Annotated in this window: 21 protein-coding genes; 11 read left to right on the top strand and 10 right to left on the bottom strand. The window is 41.1% G+C overall.

Features of this window, described 5'->3' with window-relative positions; genetic code table 11:
* Nucleotides 1-39: 39 nt before the first annotated feature.
* From HWQ58_RS02740 to HWQ58_RS02730, 3 genes are all read left to right on the top strand, one after another.
* Nucleotides 40-537, top strand: coding sequence for an LptA/OstA family protein (locus HWQ58_RS02740; protein WP_292857411.1), 498 nt, complete (start codon nucleotides 40-42; stop codon nucleotides 535-537).
* Nucleotides 538-568: 31 nt separating this feature from the next.
* Complete coding sequence (lptB, locus tag HWQ58_RS02735; RefSeq protein ID WP_292857408.1) at nucleotides 569-1297, top strand: LPS export ABC transporter ATP-binding protein; 729 nt, start codon at nucleotides 569-571, stop codon at nucleotides 1295-1297.
* Between the two features lie 224 nt (nucleotides 1298-1521).
* Entirely contained in the window at nucleotides 1522-2637 is a 1116-nt protein-coding gene (locus tag HWQ58_RS02730; RefSeq protein ID WP_292857405.1) for an LptF/LptG family permease, read from the top strand.
* Nucleotides 2638-2790: 153 nt separating this feature from the next.
* On the opposite strand, the gene HWQ58_RS02725 is transcribed toward HWQ58_RS02730, so the two are convergent.
* The 5 genes from HWQ58_RS02725 to HWQ58_RS02705 form a co-directional block, all read right to left on the bottom strand.
* Nucleotides 2791-3411, bottom strand: coding sequence for a CBS domain-containing protein (locus HWQ58_RS02725; RefSeq protein WP_292857402.1), 621 nt, complete (start codon nucleotides 3409-3411; stop codon nucleotides 2791-2793).
* 222 nt (nucleotides 3412-3633) lie between these two features.
* Nucleotides 3634-4230: a CPBP family intramembrane glutamic endopeptidase gene (locus tag HWQ58_RS02720; RefSeq protein WP_292857399.1), complete on the bottom strand. Its 597-nt coding sequence runs from the start codon at nucleotides 4228-4230 to the stop codon at nucleotides 3634-3636.
* A gap of 168 nt (nucleotides 4231-4398) precedes the next feature.
* Nucleotides 4399-5463, bottom strand: a complete 1065-nt coding sequence (locus HWQ58_RS02715; protein ID WP_292857396.1) for a DUF3326 domain-containing protein — start codon at nucleotides 5461-5463, stop codon at nucleotides 4399-4401.
* Nucleotides 5464-5585: 122 nt separating this feature from the next.
* Entirely contained in the window at nucleotides 5586-5768 is a 183-nt protein-coding gene (locus tag HWQ58_RS02710; protein WP_292857393.1) for a hypothetical protein, read from the bottom strand.
* Nucleotides 5769-5910: 142 nt separating this feature from the next.
* Nucleotides 5911-6228 carry a 2Fe-2S iron-sulfur cluster-binding protein gene (locus HWQ58_RS02705; RefSeq protein ID WP_292857390.1) on the bottom strand — a complete coding sequence of 106 codons (318 nt, stop codon included), beginning with the start codon at nucleotides 6226-6228 and terminating at the stop codon, nucleotides 5911-5913.
* Nucleotides 6229-6414: 186 nt separating this feature from the next.
* Here HWQ58_RS02705 and HWQ58_RS02700 point away from each other — a divergent pair, with 186 nt between their 5' ends.
* Both HWQ58_RS02700 and HWQ58_RS02695 read left to right on the top strand, forming a co-directional pair.
* The gene (locus HWQ58_RS02700) at nucleotides 6415-6927 is read left to right on the top strand and encodes a hypothetical protein (protein WP_292857387.1); all 513 of its coding nucleotides are present in this window, start codon (nucleotides 6415-6417) and stop codon (nucleotides 6925-6927) included.
* 3 nt (nucleotides 6928-6930) lie between these two features.
* Nucleotides 6931-7869, top strand: a complete 939-nt coding sequence (locus HWQ58_RS02695) for a GUN4 domain-containing protein (RefSeq protein WP_292857384.1) — start codon at nucleotides 6931-6933, stop codon at nucleotides 7867-7869.
* A 393-nt stretch (nucleotides 7870-8262) separates the two neighbouring features.
* On the opposite strand, the gene HWQ58_RS02690 is transcribed toward HWQ58_RS02695, so the two are convergent.
* On the bottom strand, nucleotides 8263-8973 hold the full coding sequence (locus HWQ58_RS02690) for a Uma2 family endonuclease (protein WP_292857375.1): 711 nt from the start codon (nucleotides 8971-8973) through the stop codon (nucleotides 8263-8265).
* A 375-nt stretch (nucleotides 8974-9348) separates the two neighbouring features.
* Here HWQ58_RS02690 and HWQ58_RS02685 point away from each other — a divergent pair, with 375 nt between their 5' ends.
* The 3 genes from HWQ58_RS02685 to HWQ58_RS02675 all read left to right on the top strand — a co-directional run bounded on the left by HWQ58_RS02685 (nucleotide 9349) and on the right by HWQ58_RS02675 (nucleotide 11296).
* Nucleotides 9349-9840, top strand: coding sequence for a hypothetical protein (locus HWQ58_RS02685; RefSeq protein ID WP_292857536.1), 492 nt, complete (start codon nucleotides 9349-9351; stop codon nucleotides 9838-9840).
* 3 nt (nucleotides 9841-9843) lie between these two features.
* Nucleotides 9844-10887, top strand: coding sequence for a GUN4 domain-containing protein (locus HWQ58_RS02680; RefSeq protein WP_292857381.1), 1044 nt, complete (start codon nucleotides 9844-9846; stop codon nucleotides 10885-10887).
* Between the two features lie 124 nt (nucleotides 10888-11011).
* A complete protein-coding gene (locus tag HWQ58_RS02675) occupies nucleotides 11012-11296 on the top strand; it encodes a hypothetical protein (protein ID WP_292857378.1) in 285 nt (94 codons plus the stop codon).
* A 249-nt stretch (nucleotides 11297-11545) separates the two neighbouring features.
* Here the strand turns inward: HWQ58_RS02675 and HWQ58_RS02670 are convergent, their stop codons facing one another.
* The 3 genes from HWQ58_RS02670 to HWQ58_RS02660 all read right to left on the bottom strand — a co-directional run bounded on the left by HWQ58_RS02670 (nucleotide 11546) and on the right by HWQ58_RS02660 (nucleotide 12958).
* A complete protein-coding gene (locus HWQ58_RS02670; RefSeq protein WP_292857375.1) occupies nucleotides 11546-12256 on the bottom strand; it encodes a Uma2 family endonuclease in 711 nt (236 codons plus the stop codon).
* 113 nt (nucleotides 12257-12369) lie between these two features.
* On the bottom strand, nucleotides 12370-12663 hold the full coding sequence (locus tag HWQ58_RS02665; protein WP_292857533.1) for a hypothetical protein: 294 nt from the start codon (nucleotides 12661-12663) through the stop codon (nucleotides 12370-12372).
* Nucleotides 12656-12958 carry a type II toxin-antitoxin system RelE/ParE family toxin gene (locus tag HWQ58_RS02660; RefSeq protein WP_292857372.1) on the bottom strand — a complete coding sequence of 101 codons (303 nt, stop codon included), beginning with the start codon at nucleotides 12956-12958 and terminating at the stop codon, nucleotides 12656-12658. Before HWQ58_RS02660 ends, HWQ58_RS02665 begins: the two co-directional genes overlap by 8 nt.
* A 167-nt stretch (nucleotides 12959-13125) precedes the next feature.
* Here HWQ58_RS02660 and HWQ58_RS02655 point away from each other — a divergent pair, with 167 nt between their 5' ends.
* Nucleotides 13126-13617 (top strand): hypothetical protein, encoded by a 492-nt coding sequence (locus HWQ58_RS02655; protein ID WP_292857530.1) that lies wholly within the window; start codon nucleotides 13126-13128, stop codon nucleotides 13615-13617.
* 3 nt (nucleotides 13618-13620) lie between these two features.
* Nucleotides 13621-14694 carry a GUN4 domain-containing protein gene (locus HWQ58_RS02650; RefSeq protein WP_292857369.1) on the top strand — a complete coding sequence of 358 codons (1074 nt, stop codon included), beginning with the start codon at nucleotides 13621-13623 and terminating at the stop codon, nucleotides 14692-14694.
* Between the two features lie 175 nt (nucleotides 14695-14869).
* Here HWQ58_RS02650 and HWQ58_RS02645 read toward each other — a convergent pair whose 3' ends face one another.
* A complete protein-coding gene (locus tag HWQ58_RS02645) occupies nucleotides 14870-15061 on the bottom strand; it encodes a four helix bundle protein (RefSeq protein WP_292857366.1) in 192 nt (63 codons plus the stop codon).
* Between the two features lie 1145 nt (nucleotides 15062-16206).
* Here HWQ58_RS02645 and HWQ58_RS02640 point away from each other — a divergent pair.
* Complete coding sequence (locus HWQ58_RS02640; protein ID WP_366837234.1) at nucleotides 16207-16458, top strand: hypothetical protein; 252 nt, start codon at nucleotides 16207-16209, stop codon at nucleotides 16456-16458.
* Nucleotides 16459-16491: the final 33 nt, after the last annotated feature.

Here is a 16491-nt window from a genome sequence, read left to right as displayed (position 1 = left end):
AATTAGAATGCAAGCTGAAATCCTAAATCCCCAATTGCTATGATGCCCTGCTATCAATTGCCCTTATCCCAGATACGTCGCTTTGGATTAGCTTTAATGCTGCCAGCTGCACTTTTGGGCGCTTTTGCCTTCCCTACCCAAGTGCAAACCGCTACTGCACAAACATCTCAGGCAAATCGCCCCCTCACTATCCGCGCTGATGTGCAAGAATATGACGCGAAAAATCAAGTAATCACGGCTCGCGGTAATGTGCAAATGTTGTATCCGGCTCGCCAAATTCAGGCAACATCTGCCCAAGCACAGTATTTTAGTAAAGAACGCCGAATTGATTTCAGTGGCAATGTCTATATTTTGCAACAGGGCGGTAACAGTATTCGGGCGGAGAAAGTAACCTATTTAATTGATGAAGGGCGATTTGTTGCTTTACCCCAATCCAACCGTCAGGTAGAGTCCATCTACATGGTGCAGGAATCAGATAATAATGGACAAACTGCGACACCTGCCCCAAAGACACCACCTTTGAAGCCTTCTAATTAGCATTTACCACTAATAAAGGGTAGCTTCCAGCGTGAAAATTGTTTTAGAAAATATTCACAAATCTTACGGCAAGCGAGTAATTGTCAATCGTGTCAACCTTTCTGTTGCTCAGGGTGAAGTTGTTGGTTTACTAGGCCCCAATGGGGCTGGTAAAACCACAACCTTTTACATTGCTACAGGTTTAGAAAAACCCAATCTAGGAAAAGTCTGGCTGGGTAATGTAGAGGTGACGGGAATGCCAATGCATGAAAGGGCACGACTGGGTATTGGCTATTTAGCACAAGAAGCAAGTGTTTTTCGCCAACTCTCAGTAGAGGATAATATTCTGTTAGTGCTAGAACAAACTAATGTGCCACGATGGGAGTGGTCAAGGCGACTCAATACTTTACTGCGGGAGTTTCGGTTGGAAAAATTAGCTAGGAGTAAAGGAATTCAACTTTCTGGTGGTGAGCGACGGCGGACGGAATTAGCAAGGTCTTTAGCTGCTGGACGAGAAGGGCCAAAATTTTTACTTTTGGATGAACCATTTGCGGGAGTTGATCCGATCGCAGTCTCAGAAATTCAGCAAATCGTAGCACAACTGCGCGATCGCGGCATGGGAATTTTAATTACAGATCATAATGTCCGTGAAACCCTAGCCATTACCGATCGCGCCTACATCATGCGTGAGGGACAAATTCTCGCTTTTGGCGCTGCTGACGAACTCTACAGCAATCCCCTCGTGCGGCAATATTATTTAGGGGATAATTTTCAAGTCTAAATTAATAATTATTTAGTTAATAATTTCAAAGGATATTTTGATTTTTGATTCTTCAGCATGAATTTATTAGTTAGCTTTTAGCCATTAAGTATTTAATTTTGATAGTAAATACAGTAGAGATGCTTTGCTTTGCCAGGGTTGCCAATATTTGAATTTTAAAGTTGCTTATGATATCAAAGAAGCTCAGTTTCCACAGTCTCTATTCGCTGCTGCCTTTTACGATCATGGATCGCTATCTTGCCAGCGAATTGTTAGCGCCGTTTTTCTTTGGTGTCGGAGCTTTTTCATCAATTGGCGTCACTATTGATGCTGTATTTGATCTCGTCAGAAAAATTGTCGAATCTGGGCTACCCATAGACATTGCTATTCAAGTTTTTTTGTTAAAATTTCCCAATTTTATCGTTCTAGCTTTCCCCATGTCCACGCTGCTGGCTACTTTGATGACCTACAGTCGTCTTTCTAGCGAGAGCGAACTCATTGCTCTGCGTGGTTGTGGCGTCAGTGTCTATCGCATGGTGCTAACTGCTGTGATGTTAAGTCTTGTAGTCACAGGAATGACATTTGTGTTTAACGAAGAAATTGCACCAGCAGCAAATTATCAAGCGGCGATGACTTTAGAGAAAGCCCTGAAATCAGACAAGCCAACTTTTAAACAGCAAAATATTTTCTATCCTGAATACCAGGATGTTGCCCAGCCAGATGGTTCTAAGAATCGGATATTGACACGCTTGTTTTACGCCGACCAATTTGATGGTAAGCGGATGACAGGGTTGACAATTATAGATCGCTCAACAAGAAATCTGAATCAGATTGTGGTATCAGAATCTGCTCAGTGGAATCCTTCTGAAAATGTCTGGGATTTTTACAATGGTACAATCTATTTTGTTGCTGCCGATCGCTCTTATCGTAACATCGTCAAATTTGAACACCAACAACTGCAACTACCGCGCACGCCATTAAGTTTGGCAGAAAAAAGCCGCGATTATGGTGAAATGAATATTTCTGAAGCACTAAATCAACTAGAAGTGGAAAATCTTGGTGGCGATCGCCAAAAAATTCGTAAACTTGAAGTGCGGATTCAACAAAAAATCTCTTTGCCCTTTGTATGCGTGGTTTTTGGCTTGGTAGGTGCAGCGATGGGAAGCATACCCCAGCGAACGGGGAGAGGTACCAGTTTTGGGATTAGTGTCGTAGTTATATTTTCGTACTACTTAATTTTCTTTGTTAGTGGGGCGATCGCACAAGCAGGTGTCCTCTCTCCCTTTATGGGGGCTTGGTTGCCCAACTTTCTTTTTTTGGGAATAGGTTTATTCTTATTGATGCGAGTTGCGAGACGGTAAATTGAGGGGGATGCAGAAGTACACAAACAATATTAAACACCTGGTGAAATTAAATATGCGTTATCCATAACCCTTGCAGAAACATAGCAGTGGTAAGTCTCTACATTCTTTTTCACCAGATGTCTATTATTCTCCCTCATCCCCCCACTTCAATTACGGATGATAATTTCGACATTGTGGTGCATCGGGGTTTTCCTTGCAGTATTCTTCAAAAGAAACTTTCGCTGATATCATACCCTCAGCTTTCTGATGAGCTGCTTCTGCCTGAAGTTCTTCTACCTCATCCCAGGCAGCTGCACAGGGTTTAGAATAAGCACCTTGTTCAGTGCAAATAGCACGAGCAAGCTCAATTGCTTTTTGAATTCTCTCCTCCAGCAGTAGCGCTTTTGGCGCTTCCACAAAGTCGCTTTTAGTCAAAATGTCGGTAATCGAGATGATGCCCAACAACTTGCCTTGAATCACAGGTGCGCGATGAATACCAGTATTAGCAAATAACCGCGCTACATATTCCACACCCAAATCAGGATTGACCACAATGCAGGGTTTGCTCATAATTTCATAAACCCGCACTTGCTTTGGATCTTTCCCGTAGGCTGTTATCTTATAGACAATATCCGTTTCTGTGACAATACCATAAGCATCATTGTCATAGCGACGATCCACAACCAGCGCCCGCAATCCTTTATCCTTCATCAGCCCCACCGCTTCAGCAACAGTTGCCGAACCGCGAATGGTAACTACGTCTTTGGTCATGATATCTTCAGCTTTCATCATTGCTGTAGTCTCCTGGTTAATAGTCCGGTGCAGCACAGCGCCCTCATGGACGTATCGAAGCATTGCAACGCACAGTTGGCTAACTAGAAAGTAAAAAAGTTGAACTTTTGCCCAGCTACAACAATAAATTAGACCAGTTGTCAACTTCTGATGTTATCTAATGTAACCAATGCCCAAAAACTAGGCATAAATTGTGATAACATTCTGGCGATCGACAAATATTTATTTTTTAATTGCCGAAAATTGCCGCATTTTCCAGAAATAGCTAGAAATCCAATTGGTAATAATATGAGCGACAATTGGCACTAACAAGTTACCTGTGAGCAGGGCGCTATATGCCAATATCATCCCGATAATCGTTGCCCAAATTACATAAGGCCATTGTTGGGAACCGCTAAAATGCAAAATGCCAAAGCAAAGACTGGATACAATTACAGCTGTAAGATTGGAGCCTAAAGCTGGTAGCATCACACCTCTAAATAATAATTCTTCACTCAACCCTGGTAGCAACCCCAGCCAAATTAAGTCTGGTAAAGCTAAAGGCTTCAGTACCACTTCCAGGTAATAATTTGCACTTTTACGATAGGCACTCCACAGGTGATAAGTTAAGCCGCTTAACGCGGTGATGAGGAACCCCAACCCTACACCTAACAGCAACTCTCTTTGGTTCAAGTCCCAAGAAAATAACGAAAAGTTGCCAAAGTATAACGAAAGTTTGGCGACTATCAACAAAATGATTGCAGTCGCTCCCATCGCCCCAAGTACTTGGATGCGCGTCAGGTATGGAATTTCTGGCTCTTGCTTTTGTTGTTCAATCACGGGTTTTTAGGGGGAGATGAGGGAGAAATCAATTCAAAATTCAAAATTCAAAATTCAAAATTGAAGAAAAAGACTGGGAAAGATGTAGCTTTAACTTCCCGTAGGGTGGGAGATGAGGGAGATGAGGGAGATAACAACTCCTAACTCATAACTTATAACTCCTAACTCCTAACTTTTAATTACTGACTGCAAAGGTAATAATGTGGGACGGAGAGCGCAGGGATTGATACCTGCTTTGTGTGCTACCAATACACCTACTGCTTCTAAATATGAGTTTACCTGTATAGATTTGATCCCCAAGGGTTGGGCAGGAACTTTTATCAGAGTTTTATTTTCTTCTACTGTAATTATTTGGCATCGTCTTTGGCTTAAACTCAGTAAGGCACTGCTACCACAAGCATTTGCAGGTACGATCGCAGCATCCACTTCATCTACCCAAATATCTTCTTGCTGTGATCCTATTGCTCCTCTCTCTACTATAAATTGTGGGGCACGACTTAATCCGACAAGGACGCAGGGCAAAAAGGTATAGCCCAATTCTTCGGCGGCGGAACGGGGAGATAAATCAGGTTGTGGAGGTTCGCTCAAAAGGGCGGGAGAATGGGCGCAAGGAATTTGAAAGGTTCGCACTAGCAAATGGCTAATTACGGCTTCTGCACCCGCTAAAGGATCTACGCCTTCACCGTGGCGATATTTTTGTACTGCCTCCTCATCCATATCATCGGGGAAACGGGCAACAACTGCGATCGCTTCTGCCCCCGCTTTTTTAATTAATATCTCTGCTGCCCGTAATAAGCTATCCGGGTTGCCAATTGTCCCCCAACTAGCTCCCGATGCTGTAGTCCGTAATTCTACATTTAATGGCGCATCAGTAATTACATAATCTGTTAGGGTCAATCCCAAAGTTGCTCTGACTGCATCGGCGGCTTGTATATGTCGTAGCCGTAACTCTGGCTCAATGCCTTGGTCTAAAAGCAAACCTATTTTGTTGGTGCGGACTGGACGTAAACCCCAGCATCCAGAAGCGAATTTGTCGAGTCCGCAACCTTCAACATAGAAAGCGTTAGGGAGATTCCAGTACAAACTTGCGCCATTCAGGACATTGGGGTGAGTAATTAGGCGATCGCAAACCTGTGCTATAACTTTGGCAACAGGCAAAGCATCTCCTGCATAACCCCCAATGGCAGCCCCAACGCCAGTTGGTACAATTAAGATAGCGGTGTATGGACGCATATTGAGTGCTGTTAGCGGTAGCAGGGCGTTTAGCCCTTGCTGAGTTATAAATCAAAAACCATTAAATACTAACTCCCAATTCCCAATTTTCAACTCTCAACTTCTAACTCAGCACTCACTACTCAGCACTCAGCACTCTTTGTCACCACGGCTTCAACTGTAGCTTTTTGTTCGTCAACATCTACAGAGGTAATTGCCCAACGCAGGGGTTCGCCTTGTTTATTCAACTCTGTTTCAATTGCTTTTAGTAATTCTGCGGGAGTTTCTTCTAAATCAATTTCTGCGGTAATAAAATGAGTCGTCATTTTGGTAAATCCTGTTGATTTGTAATTTCTAGAATAGCTGATATTAGTTGCTAGTAAATACTTATATTATTTATCATTTTTGGTAATCCAAGCGAACAGTTATCAATAATCAATCAGTATACTGATAACTGTTTACTGATTATTAGTCTTTACCAAATTGCAACTGATAAACTATTTCTTCTTTTTCCGTCTGAACTTTCAAATCAGAAAGGGGTTTGGCAACACAAAGCAATACATAACCTTGCTTTTGTAAATCTGGACTAACGCCCATGCCATCAGTTTGATCGACAGTTCCCTTAGATAGTTGACCGGCGCAAGTTGTACAAACACCAGCATTGCAAGAACTCGGCAGTTCCAAACCAGCAGCATCGGCAACTGATAAGATTGTTTTATCTTCAGGAACTTGCAAGGTATGAATTTCGCCTTGGTGATCAATTTCTACGGTGTAAGTTTTGGGCATATACAAAGTCAGGTGATGCAACGAACAAATTTATTATTCTATCTGAATTAGTTAAAAATCTCTAGATATTAGCATAAAAGTTTAGGTTAAATACTGAGATTATAGTCACTAATTCTGAACAAGTTTTAGACTAGTAACATTAATTACTATAATTAAAATTATTAGTTAAATTTACTATAAATATATATGCGCGTAGGCATAGCCCGCCGTAGGCATCGCGTTTCTTTAGAGACTGTATCTGTAAGTCTGCCTTTTGGCATTGGTTCGATGGCTTGGAAAGTTGACCCCACAGAACGGAAAGCCGCTTGGTCGCTTTATGTGGAATTGGTAACGCGCATTGCTGTGCAACCATTAGAAGTTGACCAGGGTTTGGTACGAGAAGCGATGAACTCTCTTTATAGTTTATTTGGCACTACCCGCGAAGTTCTCAAAGCCGCCGGGCCGGATGTAGGTGCTTCTCGTGATTCAGTGGGGGGAATTGCGATCGCAGTGTTGAATAATGGGTTAAGGCCGTTTTTAGCTAAATGGCATCCGTTGTTGCAAGCGTGGGAAGCTAGACGACCTTTGGGGGTGAGTCCCAAGGAACATGAGCAGAGTTGGTCGGAGGAACCCAAGTTGCGAAGTGAGTTGGAAGTTTTGCGCGGTGGGTTGGAAGATTACGCCAAGGCGTTGGCAAAAATTTCTGGTGTAGAGGAGTAAGTAATGGTACAATTTGATGTTTTTCTTGCTCACAATACTGAGGATAAACCTCAAGTTAGAAAAATTGCTCAAGAACTCAAGCAGCGCAATCTAAAGCCGTGGTTAGATGAGGAGCAAATTCCACCGGGACGGCCATTTCAAGATGTGATCCAAAAGGCGATTCAAAGTGTTAAATCTGCTGCTATTTTCATTGGTCCTACAAGATTAGGAAAATGGCAAATAATGGAATTGCGATCACTCATGGCTAAACTTGTAGATACAGATATCCCTGTAATTCCCGTCTTGTTACCACAGGTGCAAGGAATTCCAGACGATTTGGACTTTCTTAAGCAGCTAAATTGGGTGAGTTTTGCCAATGGATTAGATGATACTAAAGCGCTAGACAATCTAGTGTGGGGGATTACCCAAGAAAAGCCAATAACCCAAGTTCAAGCTGATAACCTGGCCTCAGAAAAAGGCATAGATTACACCAGACTGCGCGACTTACTAGCAGCAAAAAACTGGAAAGAAGCCGACCAAGAAACCTATCTGGTGATGATTCAGGCTGTAGGTAAAAAAGATGGCGAGTGGTTTGAGGAAAACGAACTCTTAAATTTTCCTTGCACTGACTTACGCACAGTTGACCGCTTATGGATAGAATACAGTAATGGACACTTTGGCTTAAGCGTCCAGAAGGAAATTTACTTGAGCGTAGGCGGTAAAGCAGACGGCAAGTATTACGATGAAGCCTGGAAAAACTTTAGCGATCGCGTAGGATGGAGAGTGAATAGTAGTTGGATAGATCCAAGGGACGTTACTTATGACACCTCAGCACAGAAGGGACACCTCCCCGCTGGACCAGCTCCAGTGGATTTTGTTTCTCTCCTTTATCTCTCATTCCAGTCGGGGTCTGTGTCCTTTGATTTAGGTCTCTTCTCTCGCATCGAGACTTGTAAACTGTAACATCTAAATCAATTCGCAATTCGCAATTCGCAATTCGCAATTTGTTTGGAGTAGAATAAATAACATTGAAGTCTGGTGAAAAGTATTATTAATAATGTAGCGATGATTGCACTCACCAACAAATTTTGGTCATCAATGTTATAAGGTTGACTCTTAAGGTTACAACATTAAGTCTTAAGGTTATAAGATTAACCCTTAAAGCTAGAACATTAAGGCTTAAGATTACAACATTAAGCCTTAAAGTTACAACATTAAGCCTTAGGGCTAGAACATTAAGCCTTAAGGTTACAACATTAAGCCTTAAGGTTACAGTGATCGCTGTTGACTACATTAGCTCTAACTCACTCACTACCAAAACTCTCAACTCAGTCACTCGCTTCAAAGCTACATCTTTTATAGAAGATCCGGGTCAATATTTAATTCTCGCAACTTAGCGGCTAGGCATTCTGCGCGTTGCTTTTCCTGTTCAGCACGCTGTTTTTCTTCGTCAGCATGCTGCTTTTCTTGTTCAGCCAATTCTTGCGGTGTCGGCACTAACTGTCCTTGTGCCGTAAAATAGCGTAATTGATTATCCTGCACACCCAAATATAAATCTAACTGCTGACTCCATAACCAACCTTGGGGGTTCGGTTCTATTGGTTGGTAATGAGCGTCTACTAAATGAAACCCCACAAATTCTAAATTATCCGGGTCAAACCAAAAATACTCCGGTGTGCGAAAGATATCTTGATAGATTTGTTTTTTTAAGCCTTTGTCTGTAGCTTTTGTGGAAGGCGAAAGCAACTCGACAATGATATTCGGATATTTACCATCTTCTTGCCAAATCACCCAAATTTTGCGCGGTTTTTTTTCGCATCCTAACACCACAAAAAAGTCTGGGCCGCGAAATTCTTCTGATTTAAGTTGACGTTGGCTGTAATAAATTGTCAAATTTCCCGCCGCATAAAAGTCATTACGGTTTTGCCACCACAATTCTAAGCATTGTAATAACAGAATAATTTGGCGCAGATGTAAATCGCTTTCCAATGGAGGTTCGTCACTGTAGATATCTCCTGGTGGAAATATTATATCTTTTGCTGGTTCTAATTCTTGGCCAACTGACATGACTTTCTTGGGGCTAAGGGTAAGATGATCAGATGAACGGTTGCAGATGGATGCACAGATGTAATTACTATCATAGGGGTTGCTGATTTATAGTTATGTGCGATCGCCCTGTATTAAGACTTCACTGTTACTGCTAACTGCAACCCCAAAGCATCCAACAAAGAATTTAATTATAAAATTCAATTTTGCCTTTTTCTGATAGCATTTGGTCAAGTTTATTGTAAAGCTATTTGACTTGTGCAGAAAATTGATCAATCCAGAATGCGATCGCACCCGTTGCTGCGACAATATAATTTAAGGGTGATTTTGCAGCTATGATGAGCAATTTTACTATAATAAACCCAAATAAATTAGTTAAATTTGCTTAGTATGAATATGCGCGATCGCGTTTCTTTAGAAACTGTATCTGTAAGTCTGCCTTTTGGCATTGGTTCGATGTCTTGGAAAGTTGACCCCACAGAACGGAAAGCCGCTTGGTCGCTTTATGTGGAATTGGTAACGCGCATTGCTGTGCAACCATTAGAAGTTGACCAGGGTTTGGTACGAGAAGCGATGAACTCTCTTTATAGTTTATTTGGCACTACCCGCGAAGTTCTCAAAGCCGCCGGGCCGGATGTAGGTGCTTCTCGTGATTCAGTGGGGGGAATTGCGATCGCAGTGTTGAATAATGGGTTAAGGCCGTTTTTAGCTAAATGGCATCCGTTGTTGCAAGCGTGGGAAGCTAGACGACCTTTGGGGGTGAGTCCCAAGGAACATGAGCAGAGTTGGTCGGAGGAACCCAAGTTGCGAAGTGAGTTGGAAGTTTTGCGCGGTGGGTTGGAAGATTACGCCAAGGCTTTGGCAAAAATTGCTGGCGTGGGAGAGTGATAAGTGGAACAGTTTGATGTGTTTCTGGCTCACAATAGTTTGGACAAACCAGAAGTTAGAGCAATTGCTGAAAAACTCAAGCTTTACAATCTCAAGCCGTGGTTAGATAAGGAGCAAATTTTTCCGGGAGACAATATTCAGAAAGTTGTCTTCCAAGGGATTTCGCAGTCTAAGGTAGGTGCTTTTTTTATTAGTCAAAATGGATTAGGTAATTTTCAGGAGCATCTTGAACTTGGTGCAATAATTGAATATTTTCGGAAAAAAAACAAAGTACAAGGTTTTCGCGTGATTCCCGTCTTACTTCCTGGGATTGATGATATTCCAGATGATTTATTTTATTTGAATCAATGGGCTTGGATAAACTTCAAGAGTTCAAATGATGAAGAAGCATTAGAAGATTTAATACGTGGTATTAGAGGTCGAAGTGTAATACAAACGCAACCAGTAATTCAAATCCCGGAGACATCCCCAATAATTCAGCCTATACCACCGACAAGACCCCCTGAACAGCCACCTGCTAAAACAGATGACCTATCCTCTGAAAAAGGCATAGACTACACCAGACTGCGCGACCTACTAGCAGCAAAAAACTGGAAGGAAGCCGACAAAGAAACCTATCGGGTGATGATTCAGGCTGTAGGTAAAAAAGATGGCGACTACTTTGATCGAGACAAACTCTTAAATTTTCCTTGCACTGACTTAGGTACAATTGACCACTTATGGGTAAAATACAGCAATGGACACTTTGGCTTCAGCGTCCAGAAGGAAATTTACTTGAGCGTAAGCGGTAAAGCAGATGGCAAGTATTACAAAGAAGCCTGGGAAAAGTATGGCGATCACGTAGGATGGAGAGTGAATAGTCGTTGGATATTTACTAACGTAACTTTTGATACCTCATCAACGCCAGGACATCTTCCGTATTTATACAGTAGTAGAGGTAAATTGGGTAATATTCCAGAGTTTGAATCGATGTTGTCGTTTATTGGTTCAGTAATGGGTGATATTGTTGTGTATCTCTTCTTTCGCATTGAGACTTGTAAAGTGTAACATTTAAAGCTTTCAAACATTTATAAAGATTTATTACCTACCCCTAATACACGGTAGAATCAACATTTCATAATTACGATACCTGGCACTGCGGGGTTATAACAGTTCGCCTCAATAAAATTTTATGCTACCTCCTGCACCTCAGTATCTTCAGTTACTCTCTGCTTGTCCCACGGTAAACTCATCTGTCGGGCGTGACTTCTTCTTACCTTTCTTCTTCAAAGATGGTAAAAAACGACTACCCCTCCCTAACGGGAAGTCAAAAATCAAAAGTCAAAAGTCAAAAGTTTATTTTTCTAGCTTTGGCTTTGGGCGATATTTCTTACAAAACTGGCGATATCTAGCGGCACATTCTTGCAACGTCCTCCCCAATAGCACCCAAATCAAACTTTGGTCATTAATGTTATAAGGTTGATTCTTAAGGTTACATCATTAAGCCTTAAGGTTATAACATGAAGCCTTAAGGCTAGAAGATTAAGCCTTAAGGTTACAAGATGAAGCCTTAAGGTTATATGATTAAGCCTTAAAGCTAGAACATTAAGGCTTAAGGTTACACCATGAAGCCTTAAGGTTAAAGCGATCGCTGTTGACTACATCATTTCCAACTCACTTACTATCAAAATTCTCAACTTAGTCACTCGCTTCAAAGCTACATCTTTTATAGAAGATCCGGGTCAATATTTAATTCTCGCAACTTAGCGGCTAGGCATTCTGCGCGTTGCTTTTCCTGTTCAGCACGCTGTTTTTCTTCGTCAGCATGCTGCTTTTCTTGTTCAGCCAATTCTTGCGGTGTCGGCACTAACTGTCCTTGTGCCGTAAAATAGCGTAATTGATTATCCTGCACACCCAAATATAAATCTAACTGCTGACTCCATAACCAACCTTGGGGGTTCGGTTCTATTGGTTGGTAATGAGCGTCTACTAAATGAAACCCCACAAATTCTAAATTATCCGGGTCAAACCAAAAATACTCCGGTGTGCGAAAGATATCTTGATAGATTTGTTTTTTTAAGCCTTTGTCTGTAGCTTTTGTGGAAGGCGAAAGCAACTCGACAATGATATTCGGATATTTACCATCTTCTTGCCAAATCACCCAAATTTTGCGCGGTTTTTTTTCGCATCCTAACACCACAAAAAAGTCTGGGCCGCGAAATTCTTCTGATTTAAGTTGACGTTGGCTGTAATAAATTGTCAAATTTCCCGCCGCATAAAAGTCATTACGGTTTTGCCACCACAATTCTAAGCATTGTAATAACAGAATAATTTGGCGCAGATGTAAATCGCTTTCCAATGGAGGTTCGTCACTGTAGATATCTCCTGGTGGAAATATTATATCTTTTGCTGGTTCTAATTCTTGGCCAACTGACATGACTTTCTTGGGGCTAAGGGTAAGATGATCAGATGAACGGTTGCAGATGGATGCACAGATGTAATTACTATCATAGGGGTTGCTGATTTATAGTTATGTGCGATCGCCCTGTATTAAGACTTCACTGTTACTGCTAACTGTAACCCCAAAGCATCCAACAAAGAATTTAAATTATAAAATTCAATTTCGCCTTTCTCTAATAGCATTTGGTCAAGTTTATTGTAAAGTTCCTTGACTTGTGCAGAAAATTTATCAATTTCCCCCTGCGCTTTTATGATATTTTTCAGTGCCTTACTTAACATTTTCGGGTCGCCTTCTTCTAAAACAACTTCAATATAAGCTGCTGCTTCTAGGGGATCTTGAAGGTCTTGTATTAGTTTTTCGTGATAGCTGGTACTTCTAGGCATCATCCCTACTCCTGTAGTCTTTCCAATATTCCTTGGCTTTAGCAATATCTTTATCTTGAGTGCTTTTATCGCCACCACACAAAAGAATAATAATTGTTGACCGAAAAACAAAAGGATACAAGCCCCTAAATTTATTTATGGGGATTATTAATTTTGAATTTTGAATTTTGAATTTTGACTTTCCTGAAGAGGCAGCCTTTACTTTTCTATCCCGCAGAGAATCAAACCACTCAGAAAAAATATCTATACGATCAAATCTTAAATAATTCCTGATTTCTTTTGGTTGAACTTCCATGTTGAAATTTTCCCAAATGCCCGATCGCGTTATCATTGATCAATGCAGAATGCGATCGCACCCGTTGCTGCGACAATATGTATGATAGATGGCTGATTTTGCAGCTATGATGAGCTATTTTACTATAGTAAACGCAAATAAATTAGTTAAATTTGCTTACTATCAATATGCGCGATCGCGTTTCTTTAGAGACTGTATCTGTAAGTCTGCCTTTTGGCATTGGTTCGATGGCTTGGAAAGTTGACCCCACAGAACGGAAAGCCGCTTGGTCGCTTTATGTGGAATTGGTAACGCGCATTGCTGTGCAACCATTAGAAGTTGACCAGGGTTTGGTACGAGAAGCGATGAACTCTCTTTATAGTTTATTTGGCACTACCCGCGAAGTTCTCAAAGCCGCCGGGCCGGATGTAGGTGCTTCTCGTGATTCAGTGGGGGGAATTGCGATCGCAGTGTTGAATAATGGGTTAAGGCCGTTTTTAGCTAAATGGCATCCGTTGTTGCAAGCGTGGGAAGCTAGACGACCTTTGGGGGTGAGTCCCAAGGAACATGAGCAGAGTTGGTCGGAGGAACCCAAGTTGCGAAGTGAGTTGGAAGTTTTGCGCGGTGGGTTGGAAGATTACGCCAAGGCGTTGGCAAAAATTGCAGGCGTGGAGGATTAATAAGTGGAACAGTCTAATTATAAGCATGATATCTTTATCAGCCATGCAAGTGAAGATAAAGATGATTTTGTGAGACCACTAGCAGAAAAGCTACAAGAAAAAGGCTATCGTATTTGGTATGATGAATTTTCTCTGACGATGGGAGATAGCTTAAGTCGCTCAATTGATAAAGGACTGAAAGAATCTAGATTTGGGCTAATTGTTATTAGCCCAAAATTTATCGAAAAACATTGGCCGCAGTGGGAGTTACAAGGGCTGGTGCAGAGAGAATCGCAGTATGGAAAAGTAATACTTCCAATATGGCATAAAGTTACATACAAGGAAGTTTTAGATTTTTCTCCAACTCTTGCTGACAAATTAGCGGCGAATACTTCCAAGGGTCTTGAGAATGTTATTAATAAAATTGTTCAAGCACTAAAACAAGCTGGTGTAGTGTTAGGAGAAACAGAAACAGTCAATGCCTTAACCTCAGAAAAAAGCATTGACTACAATTCTACTATTCAACCACCAACTGCTACAGATAACCTAACCTCAATAAAAGGCATCGACTACACCAGACTACGCGACTTATTAGCAGCAAAACACTGGGAAGAAGCCGATGAAGAAACCTATCTGGTGATGATTCGGGCTGTAGGTAAAGAAGATGGCGACTTGTTCACCCCAGACGAACTCTTAAATTTTCCTTGCACTGACTTACGCACAATTGACCGACTGTGGGTAAAATACAGCAGTGGAAACTTTGGCTTCAGCGTCCAGAAGGAAATTTACTTGAGCGTTGGCGGTAAAGCTGACGGCCAGTATTACAGAGAAGCCTGGGAAAAGTTTGGCGATCGCGTAGGATGGAGAGTGCAACAAGAGTGGATTTTTGATTCAAATGTAACTACCTCATCTTCGAGAGGACATCTCCCCTTGAATGGGTGGCTTAGGATATCTCGCCAAGGGCAGGAGGGATTGAAGGGATTATGGAATGATCTGAAAGATAAGGGGCAAATTGGTGGGATCGTATTGTTGGGGGGAGAGAGGAGGTTGAGGGAGTGTTGGAGTCTCTTCTCTCGCATCAAGACTTGTAAACTGTAACACGCCCTGACGGGAAGTCAAAAGTCAAAAGTGAAAAGTCAAAGGTTTATTTTCCTAACTTTGCTTTAGTCGTTACAATTGATTTGTCAATAATTTTAATTAATTGTTCACACTCATCTAAAATATTTTTAACTTGTGCCTCACTCATCATTTCTGATTTAATTAACAGCTTCAATCAGTATCTTGTTTCTTTTGCCTCTTTCAGAGCTATTGATTGCTTGCTGATAAAATCCCTATTACTTTCAGCAGACTGAGATTCTTCAATAATTGCACCAATTGATGTCCCCGAGCTGAATAACTGAGCAGCTAATAATTTTGGTGTTCCTGGTTGTTTATCTAAATAAGAGCAAAGCTTTGTTATTCTCACAGCAAACTCAAATCTCTATCAGGAATGGGGATATAATTACTCATAGTAAAAAGTATACCAAAACTCAATTATTATTTTTGACTTTTGACTTTTGACTTTTGACTTCCCCAACGGGGCTGCTTGCTATAATGCACTCACCAACAAACTTTTGAGAAAATGTTATAATTTTAACTCTTAAGGTTAGAACATCAAGCCTTAAGATCATAATATTAAGCCTTGAAGCTAGAACATGAAGCCTTAAGGTTACAACATTAAGCCTTAAGGTTACAACATTAAGCCTTAAGGTTAAAGCGATGGCTGATAGCGGTTTTCAATTGCATGGAATACAGACCATTTGTAGGGGCACAGCAATGCTCATTGGTGTCAACTTAAGCTGAAATGCTTACCCAATAGACGTTTTACCGCACCCCCAACCCTTCCCCTTACCAAGCTACAGTATACACAAAAGTCGAATTACCCCTTATAAAGGGGGGAAACAGGAAATCTAGTTCCCTCCCCAATACATACGGGGAGGGTTAGGGTGGGGTAAAACTGCACGAAAACTCAGTGAGTAAACTATAAGAGACTTGTATATACACCGTAGTTTTACCTTACCAAGAGGAGGGACGGTTTTGGCTTTAGACAAAACCGGGGTTGGGTGACGCGGTAAGTAATGGTAAATAAATGAACTCAATTTCACGTCTTGACAAGGGTTTCACGTTAAGTTGACACCAATGAGCTTTTTCTGTGCCCTATTGTGTATTGCATCCAAACTAGAACCGCTATAGAAGTAAAAGTGCGATGTCTACGACGGGCTATGCCTACGCTCATACAACAACATTGTAGTTTTCGTGCAACTTAAACATGATATTATTTTGCTGAAAATGCTTTTGGTGATTAAATTCCGATAAATCACGGATATAGATAAAAAGCTTTGTTAAAAAAAATGCGCTTTTTGCTGAACTAGAATACAGGTTAATTGAGACAAAATAGCTTTGTAAAGCTTTTAAAGGTGTAAATTTATGTCTCGAAGAAAACGTAGTTCCCGGATTCTATAAAAAGCTGAGTTTAGAGTTGCCGGACTGAAAGCTATCGATCCAAATATCAATTTTGATGATACTTACAACTTGCAAAACCTGACTCAATTAATAGATAAATTTCACAATATGCTTGATGATTATAACGCTGCTATAGCTATGATTGACTCTTCTAGAAAAAAGCTGGATGAGATGGAAAAAACCTTAAGTCAGGTTTCAGATAAAATGCTGACTGGGGTTAGTTTCAAGTACGGCAAAAACAGCAATGAATATGAACTTGCAGGTGGCGTTATAGACAGCGAACGTATCCGTAAAAGCAGATTGACACGCTTGAAATCTAACACAAATAAAATATCAGATGAAAATCCAATAACCGCTTAGTATCACTAGGCAAAAGTCAAAAGGCTTATAGAA

Origin of the sequence: Nostoc sp. LPT (genome assembly GCF_017115165.1) — a bacterium.
Classification (GTDB): Bacteria; Cyanobacteriota; Cyanobacteriia; order Cyanobacteriales; family Nostocaceae; genus Nostoc.
This window is presented reverse-complemented; position numbering and strand designations above follow the sequence as displayed.

Coding starts and splice junctions, on each gene's coding strand:
- HWQ58_RS02740 (WP_292857411.1), top strand. CDS start 40: ATGATGCCCTGCTATCAATTGCCCTTATCCCAGATACGTCGCTTTGGA.
- HWQ58_RS02730 (WP_292857405.1), top strand. CDS start 1,522: ATGGATCGCTATCTTGCCAGCGAATTGTTAGCGCCGTTTTTCTTTGGT.
- HWQ58_RS02725 (WP_292857402.1), bottom strand. CDS start 3,411: ATGATGAAAGCTGAAGATATCATGACCAAAGACGTAGTTACCATTCGC.
- HWQ58_RS02715 (WP_292857396.1), bottom strand. CDS start 5,463: ATGCGTCCATACACCGCTATCTTAATTGTACCAACTGGCGTTGGGGCT.
- HWQ58_RS02710 (WP_292857393.1), bottom strand. CDS start 5,768: ATGACGACTCATTTTATTACCGCAGAAATTGATTTAGAAGAAACTCCC.
- HWQ58_RS02705 (WP_292857390.1), bottom strand. CDS start 6,228: ATGCCCAAAACTTACACCGTAGAAATTGATCACCAAGGCGAAATTCAT.
- HWQ58_RS02700 (WP_292857387.1), top strand. CDS start 6,415: ATGCGCGTAGGCATAGCCCGCCGTAGGCATCGCGTTTCTTTAGAGACT.
- HWQ58_RS02695 (WP_292857384.1), top strand. CDS start 6,931: ATGGTACAATTTGATGTTTTTCTTGCTCACAATACTGAGGATAAACCT.
- HWQ58_RS02690 (WP_292857375.1), bottom strand. CDS start 8,973: ATGTCAGTTGGCCAAGAATTAGAACCAGCAAAAGATATAATATTTCCA.
- HWQ58_RS02685 (WP_292857536.1), top strand. CDS start 9,349: ATGCGCGATCGCGTTTCTTTAGAAACTGTATCTGTAAGTCTGCCTTTT.
- HWQ58_RS02675 (WP_292857378.1), top strand. CDS start 11,012: ATGCTACCTCCTGCACCTCAGTATCTTCAGTTACTCTCTGCTTGTCCC.
- HWQ58_RS02670 (WP_292857375.1), bottom strand. CDS start 12,256: ATGTCAGTTGGCCAAGAATTAGAACCAGCAAAAGATATAATATTTCCA.
- HWQ58_RS02665 (WP_292857533.1), bottom strand. CDS start 12,663: ATGCCTAGAAGTACCAGCTATCACGAAAAACTAATACAAGACCTTCAA.
- HWQ58_RS02660 (WP_292857372.1), bottom strand. CDS start 12,958: ATGGAAGTTCAACCAAAAGAAATCAGGAATTATTTAAGATTTGATCGT.
- HWQ58_RS02655 (WP_292857530.1), top strand. CDS start 13,126: ATGCGCGATCGCGTTTCTTTAGAGACTGTATCTGTAAGTCTGCCTTTT.
- HWQ58_RS02640 (WP_366837234.1), top strand. CDS start 16,207: ATGCTTGATGATTATAACGCTGCTATAGCTATGATTGACTCTTCTAGA.